Genomic DNA, 13873 nt, shown 5'->3' on the forward strand with positions numbered 1-13873 from the left:
TAAACCGGCGGTCGGGCCCTGCGGAACCGCCGTTCACGCCCCCACGGTCTTGCTAGCCTCCCGCCATGCAACAGGTCTCGAGGCTCCTGGAGATCGCCAGCGCGATCGATGAGCAACGCGTGAAGGACCGCGCGGAGCGGCTGTCGTCTCGGCTTCGTCCCGGGACGATGCCGTTCGCCATCGCGGCGCTCCTGACGGCCGCCTACCCCGCGATCGGCGCGATCATCGAGGCAAATCCGGACATCGTGGAGCGGCTCGCGGCGGAGGGCCACCAGACGGCGCGCGATCGCGCCACGTACCTGGCGCGGATCCGGAGCCGCGTCGGCGACGTCTCGGACACGGACCGCGTCCGGCGGGAGCTCCGGCGCGTGGCGCGCGAGGAGCGGATCCGCGTCGCGCTGCGCGAGCTGCTCCCGCCGTCGGCGGGCGGCGCGGACATCGACGTCACCGCGCGCGAGCTCACCGCGCTCGCCGAGGCCACGATCGAGGTCGCGCTCGCCGAGGCCGTCTCCGCCGTGACCGCGCGGTTCGGAGAGCCGCGCACCGCGACGGGCGCGCGCTCGAAGTTCGTCGTGCTCGGGATGGGGAAGCTCGGCGGCGACGAGCTCAACGCGGGCTCCGACGTGGATCTGATCTACCTCTATGACACGGACGACGGGCACGTGGGGCCGCCCGGCGAACGCGCCGTCTCGGTCACCCTGCACGACTTCTGGGCCCGCGTCGCGCGCCGCCTCACGTCGACGCTCGAGGAGGTCACGGAGGACGGCTTCGTCTGGCGCGTGGATCTCCGGCTCCGCCCCGAGGGCCGCAGCGGTCCGCTCGTCAACTCGCTGGCCGCCGCCGAGCGCTACTACGAGTCGTTCGGCCGCCTCTGGGAGCGCGCCGCGCTGCTCCGCGCCCGCGAGATCGCCGGCGATCTCGATTTCGGCGCCGAGGCGCTCGGGGTGCTCGGCCCGTTCGTGTGGCGGCGCCAGGTCGATCCGCAGCTCGCCGTCGACATGATCGAGCTCGTCGAGCGCGCTCGCGCGGAGCTCCCGCACGACGCGTCGCGCGACCTGAAGCTCGGCCCAGGCGGGATCCGCGAGGCGGAGTTCTTCGTGCAAGCCCTGCAGCTCATCTGGGGCGGGCGCGAGCCCCGCGCGCGCGCGCAGGGCATGCTCGACGGCCTGCGGCGCCTGCGCGCCCTCGGGTACGTGACCGACCGGGAGGGGCGGGAGCTCGTGGAGGGCTACCTCGCGCTCCGGCGCGCGGAGCACGCCGTGCAGTCCGCGACCGGCGTGCAGACGCACCTCCTCCCCGACAGCGAGGCGGAGATCGCGCGCCTCGCGCGGACGCTGCGCTTCGAGGACGCCGCGGCGTTCCTGGCCGACACCGCGCAGCGCCGGGGGCGCATCAAGGCCCGGCTCCTGTCGCTCCTGCCGAAGGGGAGCTCCCGGCCGTCGCGGTGGATCGACGTGATGGCCGCGCTCGACCACGGCGATCGCGACGCGTTCGCCGAGGCGCTGGCGAAGCACGCCGTGCTCGTCCTCGGCGGCGAGCCGGCGGCCGGCGCCGCGCCCGAGCCCGCCGCGCCGCCGGAGCCGCACGCGTCCCTGACGGCGCGCTTCCGCGACGTCGCCGACGATCTCTTCGAGCTCTCGCGTCACCCGGACGGCCTGCTCGGCGCGCGCAGCCGCGAGGCGTCCTCGTCCCTCGCGGAGACGCTGCTCGCCGCGGTCGTCGACGCCGCCGATCCGGAGCAGGCCGCGCGCTTCCTCCGGCTGTGCTTCTCCCGCATCAGGCACTCCTCCGTCTACGCGCGCATGCTCGGCGACGATCCTCGCGCGCTCCGCAGGCTCGTCGAGGCGCTCGGGTCGAGCGCGTTCATCGGCGACGCCATGGTGAGGTACCCCGAGCTCGTCGACGCCGTCCTGTTCGCGCGCGGCGCGCCGAGCGCCGAGCTGATCCGACACACGATCGAGGCCAGCCTCAGCGAGGCGTCGCCGGACGAGGATCCGGAGGAGGCGCTCATCGGGGCGCTCCGGCGCGCCAAGGCGCGCGTCACCATCGAGGTCGGCCTCGCCGACCTGAGCGGCGAGGTCGGCACGCGCGAGGCGACGCTGGCGCTCTCGGATCTGGCCGACGCGTCGCTCGAGGCCGCGACGCGCTTCGCGCTGGGGACGCCGGCGGGCGAGCCCGTGAGGGGGCTCGCCGTGATCGCGATGGGCAAGCTCGGCGGCCGCGAGATCGGCTACGGCTCGGATCTCGACGTCTTCTTCCTGTTCGACCCGGCGTGCGCGCCGCCCGGCGAGCACGGGGCCGCGTCGGACCCCGGCACGTACTACGCGCGGCGCGCGCGGCAGATCATCCGGCTCATCTCCATGTCGCACGCGGCGGGCCCCGGCTACGAGCTCGACACGCGCCTGCGCCCGTCGGGCAGCCAGGGGCTGCTCGTCACGTCCGTCGACTCGTTCGCTCGCTACCACGGCATCCGCCGCGGCTACGCGGCTTCCCCGGCGCCCGCGGAGCCGGAGTCGTCGCCCGGCGCGCGGCACATGCGCGCGGCGATCTGGGAGCGGCTCGCGCTGATCCGGGCGCGCGCGTCGGCCGGCGATCCCGAGCTCGGGGCGGAGGCGATCGCCATCGCGCACGAGGCCGCGTACCTCCAGGCGGACGACTTCCATCGGATCGCCGAGGAGATCCACAGGCTCCGGCTGCGCATGGAGCTCGAGCTCTCGCACGAGCGCCGCGGCCGCCGCGACTTCAAGCTCGGGCGGGGCGGCCTCGCGGACATCGAGTTCGCGGTGCAGCTCCTTCAGATCCGGCACGGCGCCGATGCGCGCGTCAGGACCGCCGAGACGCTCGCGGCGATCGACGCGCTCGCCGCGGCCGGACACCTCTCGGCCCAGCACGCCGAGACGTTCCGGGACGGCCACGCGTTCCTGCGCAAGCTGGAGCAGCGGATCCGCATCGTGCACGCCGACGCCTCGCAGCTCCTCGAGGAGGACGCGCCCGGGGTCCCGACCCTCGCGCGTCGGACGGGCATCCGGGGCCGCACCGCGGCCGAGGCCGCGCGCGAGCTGCTCGCGCGCTACGGCGCGATCACCGAGCGCGTGCGCCGGGCGTACGAGGCGATCGTCGCGGGCGGCGCGGCGTCTCTCGGCGAGGCGAGCGAGGCGCGAGAGGCGAACACGGCGAGCGCGGGGGAATCGGGGGAACCGAAGGAACCGGGGGAAGCGGGCGACGACGAGCGCTGACGGTTGCCGTTGACCCTTGTCGGACGCGGTGGAATGCCAGGCGCTCCGATGACCACCCAGAGCGAGCAGAGCGCACGCCCGTCCGTCGGGCACCGTCATGGCACCAGGACGACCTCCCTCGATAGCCTCGTCGGCGCGCACCCGGGCACGCTGAGGCAGTTCTACGAGGCGGGGAAGCCGGCGGATCCGGCGGAGCTCGGCGATCTACCGCGAGGGCGCCTGCTCGCCCTGCAGCCGACGGCCGGGATCCACCTGGCGACGCGCCCGCTGATCACGGCGCTCGCGTCGCGCTGGATGCCCTGGAAAGGGAACGAGTTCGACCATGGCGGCAACTCCGGCACCAACGTGGTCTTCGGGAGCCGGGTGTGCCGCTTCAAGGCGCAGCTGCTCCCTTCGGAGCTCGACGGCGAGCCGACGCTCGCGCTGACGTATGGCGAGAAGGCGTTCGGCAATCCCTGGCCCGTGAGCGCGCTCAAGGACGAGCTGCGGACCGTGGAGGCCGGGCTCGCGATCGGGCCGATGCTGCTGAAGTGGCACGAGCGGTGGCACGCCGTGCTCTGGTTCGGGCTGACCCGCGTCGATCCGTAATCCGCCGGCCCGGCCCGAAGCGGGCTCAGGCGAGCCGGAGGCGCGAGAGGCGCTCGTCGCGGGGCCTCGCTCGCGGCGCGATTGCGCGGAGCGCCAGGGCAACGCGCTCGTCACGAATCATCTATCCGTCAATCCCTCTTGTCATTGCGTCACGCACCATGTCGGACGCACGGAGATCCGCTGTCCAGGCCGTCCGACCGCGCGACACGCGTGTCCCCCGCGGACGCGGTAGTCAGAGGTATCAGGACTCGCCCTAATAACCCATCGCTCCATTCCTGCTCTTTGCTGGACATACTTCCCGATTTCTACAGTCTGGCATACGCTAGAGACTGGGCGGCAGCAGAGCACCTTTGCTCGCGTCGCCGGGAGGCTCGAAATGGTGACTTGGTCGGGCAAGGCGGGAGTCTTGATGGCTGCGATCGCTGTAGCACCGGGCGTCATGGCTGGATGCTCCTGCGGAGATACCGGGGGCACGGCGCCCATAGCATCCGGCGGCGCGGGGCCTGGCGGCTTCGGGCCTGGCGGCGGGAGTGGAAGCGGCGGTGGCTTCGGCGGCTTCCCGGCGATCGCCAGCGGGAGCGGCGTCGGAGGCGCAGGGGACTGCGAGGGCCTCGAGTGCCAGCAGGTCGAATGCGAGAACGGGGCGAAGACCACGGTGAGCGGCACCGTATACGACCCCTCGGGCAAACTGCCGCTCTACAACGTGATCGTCTACGTCCCGAATGCGCCGCTCGATCCCATCCCCGACGGCGCGACCTGTGATCAGTGCAGCGCGACGCTCTCCGGCTCACCCCTCGTGACGGCGCTGACCGATACGGAAGGAAAGTTCGTCCTGGAGGACGTGCCGGTCGGCGAGAACATCCCGCTGGTGGTCCAGGTGGGCAAATGGCGCCGCGAGATGACGCTCCCCGTGGTCAAGCGATGCGAGGACACCGCGACGGACGCCGGGATCATCCGGTTGCCGCGCAACCAATCGGAGGGGCACATCCCGAAGATCGCGCTCACGACGGGCGGCGCCGATCCGCTCGAGTGCTTGCTGCACAAGCTCGGGATCGATGAGAGCGAGTTCACGCCGGAGACCGGGACCGGACGGATCAACCTGTTCGCCGGCCGCGGGGACGTCGATCACGTGGTGACGACGCGCTATGCGGATGGCCTGAATGAAGGCGTGGAGTTCACCCCGGCCACGAGCCTCTGGGGGACCGTCGAGGCCCTGCGCCAGTACGACATGGTGATCCTCGCCTGCGAGGGCGATCCGCACCAGGAAGACAAGCCCGGCCCCGCGCGCCAGGCCATGTTGGACTATACCTCGCTCGGCGGGCGCGTGTTCGCGTCCCACTGGCACAACGTCTGGCTGAAGAAGGGGCCGGCGCCGTTCCCGGACACGGCGGTCTGGGACAACAACATCGAGGACCCGGAGAGCCCCCTCACGGCGCGCGTGGACACCACGCTCCCGAAGGGGCAAGCCCTCGCGGAGTGGCTCGTCAACGTCGGCGCGTCGGACGTCCCCGGCGAGATCGTGATCAACGGCGCGCAGCACACGGTGAGCGACGTGACCGAAGGCATCTCGACCCGGTGGATCTATTACGATGAACCCGAGCCGCCCGGGGTCCAGTACTTCACCTTCAACACGCCCGTCGACGCCGCAGAAGATCAGCAGTGCGGGCGCCTCGTGTTCACGGACATCCATGTCTCTGCGGCGGACCTCACGGGCCCGCCCTTCCCGGGGGGGTGCTCCACGGAGGAGCTGAGCGCTCAGGAGAAGGCGCTGCTCTTCATGCTGTTCGACCTGTCGTCCTGCATCGTGCCCGACGACGAGCCGCCGCCGATCCCCATCCCGCAGTGATCTGCCTCGCTCGCGTCCGCCGCGCCGCCGGCGCCCGTGCGCCGGCCCCGGGGCCTCCCGCCAGGGCTGAAGGGCGCATGTCGGTATTCTCCTGAGCCACGTCGTCTCCATCCCGAGCTGCCCCGCAAACGATCCTTGACGATGGGCGGAGAGCGTCCTCTCCGCTCCACCCGGCGAGCGCCGCGCGCCATCGGGGCTCGCCTTCGCGCCTCTCCGGGATGTCCTGTTGCTATCCGCCTCGCCTGATCGCTGGAGAGCGCGAGCCGGGGAGCGTCTGTGCTCCATTGCGCGCGAGCCGGCGGCGGGACACGCTGCCGCGCTGCGCAGCCATTTCGCCGCTCTGCGCTCCGCGCGCGCCTCGGAGATATCGATTGAGCAGGGGGAGCAGACGGAAGCGTACGAGACGACAATCATGACGACAGCCGAGACAACAGGCTGTCGCGGTGGGAAGCACCACGCAGATACGGAATGTCATCCATGCATGGTCCGGCGATCCTGCTAGGATGAACCTCGCCCTCAGTGCGGGGTTACATCCGGAGCCTGGGCCGCTTGTGTTCGGCTCGGCAGAAGGAACATTCCTACGATGGTCCAGCATCGCCCTACGCCAGCGGCTGCTTGTCGGGCCATCGAGCGCTGGCTTCGCGAGGGCGGTCGCGCTCCGCTGTCGCGCGGGGCGTCGCAGGAGACCGGGCGCACGGAGGCGCTTCCGCTGCAGGGCGAGATGGGGGGGTTGCGCGGAGTGATGGAGGGCGATGAAGTTCGGGTCTGTCCTGCGTCGCCGCCGTCCTCGCGCCGGTACCTGTTCGGCCGGCGCGGCGACGCGGGCTGCCCCCTCTGCGCGCGGCGCGGGCGGTCGGCGATGCCAGGCCTCGGCGGGGCGCCGTATCCCTTCCTGGCCGCCACCTGGGTGGTCCTCATGGTCGGCGAGCCGCTGCCGTCACCGCCCTGATCGCGGCCGGGCGCGGAGGCTCGACAGCCGAGCCTCTGCCGGCGCCTTCTTGGGATGTCTGGGATGGGGTGCGACGGGAAAGGTGCGGTTGGGCGCTCCGCGGCGAGCGGCGCGCCCGACGCTGCAGCTCAGCTGGCCGCCGACCGCTTGCCGGCGGTCGCGCGCTTCTGCCCCGCCCTCTGCGTGCCCGGCTGCGCCGCCTTCGTTCGCCGTGCTGCTCCGCGCCCGACGCGGGCGCTGGCAGACGGCTTCCTCATCGCTGCTGCGCGCTGCGGCGTTGCGCGCTTCGCGCCCGCCGCGCGCGTCGTCTTGCGCCCGCCGGCAGGCGTCGCGCCGGCCGAGCTCCGGGCGCGCCCCGCCACGCCACCGGTGGCGGTCCGCTTCCTCGTCGTGGCCGCCCTCTTGGCCGCGCCGCTCTGCTGCCTGCTCGTCTGTCCGGCGGTCGTCTTCCTCGGCGCGCCGCCGGTCTTCTTCTTCTGTGCCGCCGCGGTGCTCCGCGGCGCGCTCGGCCGCGCCGAGGCGCTCGCTCCTGCCTTGCTCGCTCCCTTCTTCGCCCGGGTCACCCGCCGGGTCGACCCAGCGGCCATCCGTGCGCCGGCAACGGCCTTCGTCCGCCTGCGCGGCGCCTTCCGACCGGCCTCACCCTGGGAGTCCGCAGGCGCAGCTTGCTGGCGCTCGCTGCTCTGAACCCGCTTCCTCTGCTTGGACGTATCCTTCGATGTCTCGCCTCTCGGCATTGAGCCCTCCCCCCGAGCTCTCTCGACATGAGCTCGCTCGTGGACTCATGGTGCCACAGCCTTCCCTCTTTCCCGGTCGGAAAGTCGGCGGGAAGCACCGGAATCGAAATCAGGATCCGCTGTAGCCAACCCCGGCGGAAGCGCCTATTGCGCGTCAGGCGCTCGGCAAATCCGCGCTCCAGACCCGCTCGGAGGAGCCGCAGGCGCGGCGAGCGCGTCGCCCGCGCGAGACCCTCTCCCCTCGCGCCGCCATCGCGCCCCGCGTCAGAAGCAGGTGCCGCCGCCGCAGCTCGTGCCCACGCAGCGCAGCAGCTGCAACGTCTCCGGGCTGTGGATGCACTCGAAGCCGCAGACGGCGGGGCCGCTCCCCTCGTCGAGGCAGCCGAAGAAGCACGCCACGTCGTCCGCGCAGGCGGAGCGGAGCAGGCACCGGTTCAGCTGCGCGCAGCAGCTCTCGGCCACACATCCTCCGCAGCCCGTCCCGTCCGATGGGCAAGCGGGGCCGCCGCAGAGGCCGTCCTGGCAGCTGCCGTTGCAGCACGCGCCGGCGTCCGCGCACGGCTGGCCATCGGGCGTGCACGGGGGCCGGCAGACGCCGTCCTCGCACGCGCCGCTGCAGCACGCCTCGCCGGACGCGCAGCGGCCGCCGTCTTCGGCGCACTCGGCGCAGACCAGCCCGCAGAGCCTGGGGACCTCGCCGGCGCAGATCTCGTCCCAGCTGGTGGTGCAGCAGAACGGATCGAACCGGCAGAGCTCCGCCGCGCACCCGCCGCACTCCGCGGCGAGCGGCGCGCCGATCTCGCAGGGCGCGTGCGAGCACGCCGCGCCTCCGCACACGCCCTGCGCGCAGGCGCCGGAGCAGCACGCGTCGGCCGAGCCGCACGCGTCCCCGTCCGAGATGCACCCGCCGCAGATGCCCGCGTTGCAGCGCCCGGTGCAGCAGTCCGCGCTCTGGCCGCACACGGAGCCGTCGGGCGCGCACGCCTCGGCGCAGACGCCCGCGATGCAGGCGCCGCTGCAGCACGCGTCGCCCGCGATGCAGCGCGCGCCGTTCGGGCTGCACCGCGCGCGGCATGCGCCGTCCACGCAGCTCAGCGAGCAGCACTGCCCCGCGGATCCGCACGCGCTCCCGTCCTGGAAGCAGCCCCGCCCGCAGGCGCCGCCCATGCAGACCCCGGCGCAGCACTCCGCCGCGCTCTGGCACGGCGCCCCGTCGGCGGAGCAGCCCTGCCCGCAGAGCCCGCCTGTGCACAGGCCGGCGCAGCAGTCGCCCGGGGCGGCGCACGGCGCGCCGTCCCGCGCGCAGCTGTCGCCGCCGCAGATCCCCTGCGCGCACACGGCGCTGCAGCAGTCCGCCGCGCCCTGGCAGGGGAGCCCGTCCTCCCGGCACACCGGCGGGTCCGGGGGCGGCGCGTCGGGGGCGCCCCCTGCGCCCGCGAGATCGGGCAGCCCGGCGAGCTGCTCTCGGGAGCCGCACCCGAGGGCCGGCCCCGCGAGGACCACGAGCACGAGGAACACGAGGAGGGAGCGCGCTCGGAAAAGCACGGCGCCGAGGCTAACACGGGGTCAGTTCACGACGGGCGGGCGTGGCGGTGGGGCAACGGCGGGGACGTGGGGAAGGGGAAGTGGAGATGGAGATGCCGAACGGAAGCGGGGAAGCGGCGAAGCGACGCCTCCGGGGCGGGAGACCTCGGCGGCCCGCCGAACGTGCGGACCCGAGGCGGCTTCCGATGCTACACTCGCGAGCGTGTCGTTGAAGATCGACCAGGATCACGGGCGCTTCCGTCAGATCGTTCGCGGCCGCATCCGCGAGAACCTGCGCAAGTACATCTCGCAGGGCGAGCTCATCGGGCGAAAGGGGAAGGACCTCGTCTCGATTCCCATCCCTCAGATCGACATCCCGCGCTTCCGCTTCGGCGACAAGCAGCGCGGCGGCGTGGGGCAGGGCGACGGCAACCCCGGCGACCCCGTGGGGGGCTCGGACGACAAGCAGCCCGGCCAGGGGCAGGCGGGCAGCGGCGAGGGGGACCACCTCCTCGAGGTCGACGTCACGCTCGAGGAGCTCGCCGGCATCCTCGGCGAGGAGCTCGAGCTGCCCGACATCCAGGACAAGGGCAAGAGCAAGATCTCGAACGCCCACGATCGCTACTCCGGCATCCGCAGGGTGGGCCCCGAGTCGCTGCGCCACTTCAAGCGGACGTACCGCGAGGCGCTCAAGCGGATGATCTCGAGCGGGACGTTCCGCCCGACGGCGCCCGTCGTCGTCCCCGTCCCGGACGACAAGCGGTACCGCTCGTGGAAGACGATCACCGAGCCCGTCGCGAACGCGGTCATCATCTACATGATGGACGTCTCCGGGTCGATGGGCGACGAGCAGAAGGAGATCGTGCGCATCGAGTCGTTCTGGCTCGATGCGTGGCTGACCCGCCAGTACAAGGGCCTCGAGTCGCGCTTCATCATCCACGACGCGATCGCCCGCGAGGTCGACCGGGACACGTTCTTCCACACGCGCGAGTCCGGCGGCACGATGATCTCGAGCGCCTACAAGCTCTGCTCGCAGATCATCGACAACGACTACCCGCCGGACGAGTGGAACATCTATCCGTTCCACTTCTCCGACGGCGACAACTGGTCGATGGACGACACGCTCTCCTGCGTGGACGTGCTCAAGACCCAGATCCTGCCGCGGGTCAACATGTTCGCCTACGGGCAGGTCGAGAGCCCGTACGGCTCGGGCCAGTTCATCAAGGATCTGAAAGAGCACTTCTCGCAGGACGATCGGGTGGTGGTGAGCGAGATCAGGGACAAGGACGCCATCGTGGGCAGCATCAAGGATTTCCTGGGGAAGGGGAAGTAGAGCGGTATGAGCAAGTTCGCCCTGAACACCGCGCTTCCCCGCTACCTGCGCACCGAGAAGGAGCGCATCGAGAAGATCGCCCAGGACTACGGGCTCGACTTCTTCCCCGTCATCTTCGAGATGCTGACGTACGACCAGATGAACGAGATCGCCGCGTACGGCGGCTTCCCGAGCCGCTACCCGCACTGGCGGTTCGGCATGGAGTACGAGCAGCTCTCGAAGAGCTACGAGTATGGCCTCTCGAAGATCTACGAGATGGTCATCAACAACAACCCTTCGTACGCGTACCTGCTCGAGGGCAACTCGCTCACCGACCAGAAGCTCGTCATGGCGCACGTGTACGCGCACGTCGACTTCTTCAAGAACAACTTCTGCTTCCGCTCGACCGATCTCGACCATCGCGGCCCGATCCTCGACCCCGTGCGGAAGAGCGACGCCTACGATCCGGACCGCAAGTGGATCGACAAGATGGCGAACCACGGCGCGCGCGTGTCGCGCCACATCGAGCGCTACGGCATCAACAAGGTCGAGGCGTTCGTCGACCACTGCCTCTCGCTCGAGAACCTGATCGACCCGTGGGCCCCCTTCTCCGGCCGTCCTGTGGTCAAGGAGGACGAGGAGCCCACGGAGGAGCCGATGGACACCTACAAGCTCCGGGCCAAGGAGTACATGGACTCCTTCATCAACCCGGAGGAGATCCTCGCGGCGCAGCGGAAGAAGCGGCAGGACCAGAAGAAGCCGGAGCGCAAGGTGCCGGAGCGCCCGGAGCGCGACGTGCTCAAGTTCCTGCTCGACCACGCGCCGCTCGATCGGTGGGAGCGCGACGTGCTCGAGATCATCCGCGAGGAGACCTACTACTTCGTCCCCCAGCGCCAGACGAAGATCATGAACGAGGGGTGGGCCTCGTACTGGCACTCGAAGATGATGACCGAGAAGGTCCTCGATGCGTCCGAGATCATCGACTACGCCGAGAACAACGCCGGTGTCATGGCGACGGCGCCGGGGCGCTTCAACCCCTACAAGGTCGGCGTGGAGCTCTATCGCTACATCGAGGAGCGGTGGAACAAGGGCCGCTTCGGCCGCGAGTGGGAGGAGTGCGCGGACCTCGACGCGAAGCGCACCTGGGACATGCGGCTCGGCCTCGGCCGCGAGAAGATCTTCCAGGTGCGCGCGCTCTACAACGACGTGACCTTCATCGACGAGTTCCTGACGCCGGAGTTCGTGATCGAGCAGAAGATGTACACGTTCGGCTTCTCGGGGCGGAACGACAGGTTCGAGATCGAGAGCCGCGAGTTCAAGGAGGTGAAGGAGAAGCTCCTCTTCCAGCTGACGAACTTCGGCGACCCGTACATCCGTGTCGTCGACGCCAACTACGGCAACCGGGGAGAGCTCCTGCTCGAGCACGTGCACGGCGGCTTCGACCTGCGCGCCGACTATGCGCGCGAGACGCTCGTGGCGCTCGTCCGGTGCTGGAAGCGGCCGGTCGGCGTGGCGACGAAGATGGATAACAAGCCTGTGCTGCTCCGGTACGACGGCAAGGAGCACGCGATGACCCCGTACAAGCTGTGAGCGCCTGCGGAGCGATCCGCCGGCTCGGCGTCCTGCTCGCGCTCGCCGGCTGCGCCCCGGCGGCGTCGCGCTCGCCGGCGCCGGCGTCGCGACCCTCGACGGAGGCCCCCGCGCCGTCTACCCGGCTCGAGCCGCAGGCGAACGCGGCGCCCGCGCCGCCTGCGGGGAGCGGCGCTGCCCCGGGCGCGGCGGGCGCGCCGGTCGGCTCGGGCGTCCCGCTCGACGCGCCGTCCACCAGCGAGGCAGCGGCGGCGAGCCCTCCTCCGCGCGTCGCGCGCGGCACCGGCACGCCCGCGGACAGGAAGCTCGAAGAGGGCGACGCCGCGTATGCGAGCGGCGATTTTGCCGCTGCCGAGAGGGCCTATCGCGCGGCCGCGCAGCTCGACAGGAAGGACGCCGCGGCGATCGTCGGCGCCCAGCGCGCGGCGATCGCCAGGGCCGGCGTGTCCACCGACTACAACGGGGCGCCGGGCGACAGGACGCTGCTCGCCGCGCTCCCGGAGCTGAGGCGCGCGGTGACGCTCGAGCCCGATCACGCGCTCGCGCACCTCGAGCTCGGCCGCACACTCCTCGTCCTCGGCCGCGCCGACGCGGCGCTCGGTGAGCTGACACGTGCCGCGGAGCTCGCCCCGAGCGACGCCGAGGCACACTCCGCGCTCGGCGTCGCTCACCTCGCGCTCGGCAACCTGCAAGACGCCGTCCGCGAGCTGACGCGCGCCGCGGAGCTCGCCCCCGGGGACGCGGAGCGGCAGGCGAACCTCGGGACAGCGCTCCTGGCCGCGGGGAGGACGGCCGACGCCATCCGCGCTTACGAGCGCGCGGCGAGGCTCTCGCCGGCGGACGCGCGCCTGCAGAACGACCTCGGGACGGCGCTCCTCGCCGCGAACGATCCCGCGCGCGCCGTTCCGCATCTGGAGGCGGCGGTGGCGCGCGACCCGGCGCGCGCCACGTACCGCTCGAACCTCGGGTATGCGTACCACCTCCGCGGCGACCTGCAGAAGGCGACCGCGCTCTACCGCGAGGCGCTCCGGCTCGACGACAAGCTCGGGAGCGCCTGGATCAACCTGGGCAACGCCCTGGCGCAGTCCGGCCAGCTGAAGGACGCGCGCGCGGCGTACGAGAAGGCGCGCGCCGTCGATCCCACGGATCCGCGGGTGAAGGCGGTGATGGACGAGCTCGACGCCATCGAGCGGCGCGGCGCTGCGCCGCGGTGACACGGAGGCGTCGATCGCGCGCGCGGCGGCGCTGCACGGCGCGAGCTCGCGATCGGGCCGCGCAGCGCGCTGCGCTCGGGAGGCGGCGCGCAGCCGCGCCGGGCAGCGCAACGGCGGACACACGCGGCCTGCGTGGTTGATTGTCAAGCTCAATCGTTGCCATGTCCGACCTCGCGCGTTGGTTCGTCGTTCGCGCCGTTCGCGCCGCTCGCGCCGCTCGCGCCGAACGCAGGGGCGCTCGGTCGAGCGGCGCCCCGCAGCAGGTCGAGGGCCGCGGGACCATCCATGTTGTGAAGCGCTCCCGGGGCGCCAGACGACACCCGGCGCCAGCCGCGAGCGCCCGCCCGGCGCGGGCGCGTCGCGGCGCTGCCGCGAGACGCCGACTCCCGCGCGAGAGGCCCGCATACCGAATCCGCGTCCGAGAGACGCACTCGGCCCCGGCGCGCGATGGGCTAGGTGGTAGGTGGGCGCACGGATCTCCTCGCACTCCCGCGGCGACTCGCGGGACCACACGATGTCTGAGCGCGCCTTCGTCGCGCGCAGGAAGGGGTTGACAGCAGCGACGCACTTTCGATTACCTCTCTTCTGCTGCTCTAAATGGTCTGATGGTCAACCACTGTGCGCTCCGCCGATGGCGAGCGGGGAGCGCATGTGTAGCGAATTACAAATGGCGCCGCCGGCGCGGGTGCTCTGTGGACAAAATGTCTGCCTGTCGTGGTGACCCACGAACATCGCGTGCCGAGGCAAGCGGAGCCCGTTTCACCCGGATCAGCGCGAAACGGCCGAACGGAACCGTCGACCAGCAGACGGTATCCTACATCGGTTCACCTGGTCATGAGGCCAGTGATCTTCGATAAATGAGAGCTGTATCACAGAA

General features: G+C 71.6%; 9 protein-coding genes. 8 read left to right on the plus strand and 1 reads right to left on the minus strand.

What is annotated here, in order from left to right:
• Positions 1–65: 65 nt before the first annotated feature.
• The 5 genes from glnE (at position 66) to WMF14_RS10250 (ending at position 7306) form a co-directional block, all read left to right on the plus strand.
• Entirely contained in the window at positions 66–3236 is a 3171-nt protein-coding gene (glnE, locus tag WMF14_RS10230; RefSeq protein ID WP_437800435.1) for a bifunctional [glutamate--ammonia ligase]-adenylyl-L-tyrosine phosphorylase/[glutamate--ammonia-ligase] adenylyltransferase, read from the plus strand.
• Between the two features lie 48 nt (positions 3237–3284).
• Complete coding sequence (locus tag WMF14_RS10235) at positions 3285–3824, plus strand: hypothetical protein (protein ID WP_437800437.1); 540 nt, start codon at positions 3285–3287, stop codon at positions 3822–3824.
• A gap of 439 nt (positions 3825–4263) precedes the next feature.
• On the plus strand, positions 4264–5670 hold the full coding sequence (locus WMF14_RS10240; RefSeq protein WP_272101447.1) for a carboxypeptidase-like regulatory domain-containing protein: 1407 nt from the start codon (positions 4264–4266) through the stop codon (positions 5668–5670).
• A gap of 730 nt (positions 5671–6400) precedes the next feature.
• Positions 6401–6619, plus strand: a complete 219-nt coding sequence (locus WMF14_RS10245) for a hypothetical protein (protein WP_437800439.1) — start codon at positions 6401–6403, stop codon at positions 6617–6619.
• Between the two features lie 63 nt (positions 6620–6682).
• Entirely contained in the window at positions 6683–7306 is a 624-nt protein-coding gene (locus WMF14_RS10250) for a hypothetical protein (protein ID WP_437800441.1), read from the plus strand.
• A 314-nt stretch (positions 7307–7620) separates the two neighbouring features.
• On the opposite strand, the gene WMF14_RS10255 is transcribed toward WMF14_RS10250, so the two are convergent.
• Positions 7621–8901, minus strand: coding sequence for a hypothetical protein (locus WMF14_RS10255; protein ID WP_437800443.1), 1281 nt, complete (start codon positions 8899–8901; stop codon positions 7621–7623).
• A gap of 202 nt (positions 8902–9103) precedes the next feature.
• Here WMF14_RS10255 and WMF14_RS10260 point away from each other — a divergent pair, with 202 nt between their 5' ends.
• From WMF14_RS10260 to WMF14_RS10270, 3 genes are read left to right on the plus strand one after another with little or no spacing between them, the layout of a single operon-like run.
• A complete protein-coding gene (locus WMF14_RS10260) occupies positions 9104–10213 on the plus strand; it encodes a DUF444 family protein (RefSeq protein WP_437800445.1) in 1110 nt (369 codons plus the stop codon).
• Between the two features lie 6 nt (positions 10214–10219).
• Positions 10220–11782 (plus strand): SpoVR family protein, encoded by a 1563-nt coding sequence (locus tag WMF14_RS10265; protein ID WP_437800447.1) that lies wholly within the window; start codon positions 10220–10222, stop codon positions 11780–11782.
• Positions 11779–12996: a tetratricopeptide repeat protein gene (locus tag WMF14_RS10270; RefSeq protein WP_437800449.1), complete on the plus strand. Its 1218-nt coding sequence runs from the start codon at positions 11779–11781 to the stop codon at positions 12994–12996. Before WMF14_RS10265 ends, WMF14_RS10270 begins: the two co-directional genes overlap by 4 nt.
• Positions 12997–13873 lie beyond the last annotated feature (877 nt).

It is taken from the genome of Sorangium sp. So ce693 (genome assembly GCF_051521375.1).
Taxonomy (GTDB): Bacteria; Myxococcota_A; Polyangia; order Polyangiales; family Polyangiaceae; genus Sorangium; species Sorangium atrum.

Coding starts and splice junctions, on each gene's coding strand:
- glnE (WP_437800435.1), top strand. CDS start 66: ATGCAACAGGTCTCGAGGCTCCTGGAGATCGCCAGCGCGATCGATGAG.
- WMF14_RS10235 (WP_437800437.1), top strand. CDS start 3,285: ATGACCACCCAGAGCGAGCAGAGCGCACGCCCGTCCGTCGGGCACCGT.
- WMF14_RS10240 (WP_272101447.1), top strand. CDS start 4,264: ATGGCTGGATGCTCCTGCGGAGATACCGGGGGCACGGCGCCCATAGCA.
- WMF14_RS10250 (WP_437800441.1), top strand. CDS start 6,683: ATGGGGTGCGACGGGAAAGGTGCGGTTGGGCGCTCCGCGGCGAGCGGC.
- WMF14_RS10265 (WP_437800447.1), top strand. CDS start 10,220: ATGAGCAAGTTCGCCCTGAACACCGCGCTTCCCCGCTACCTGCGCACC.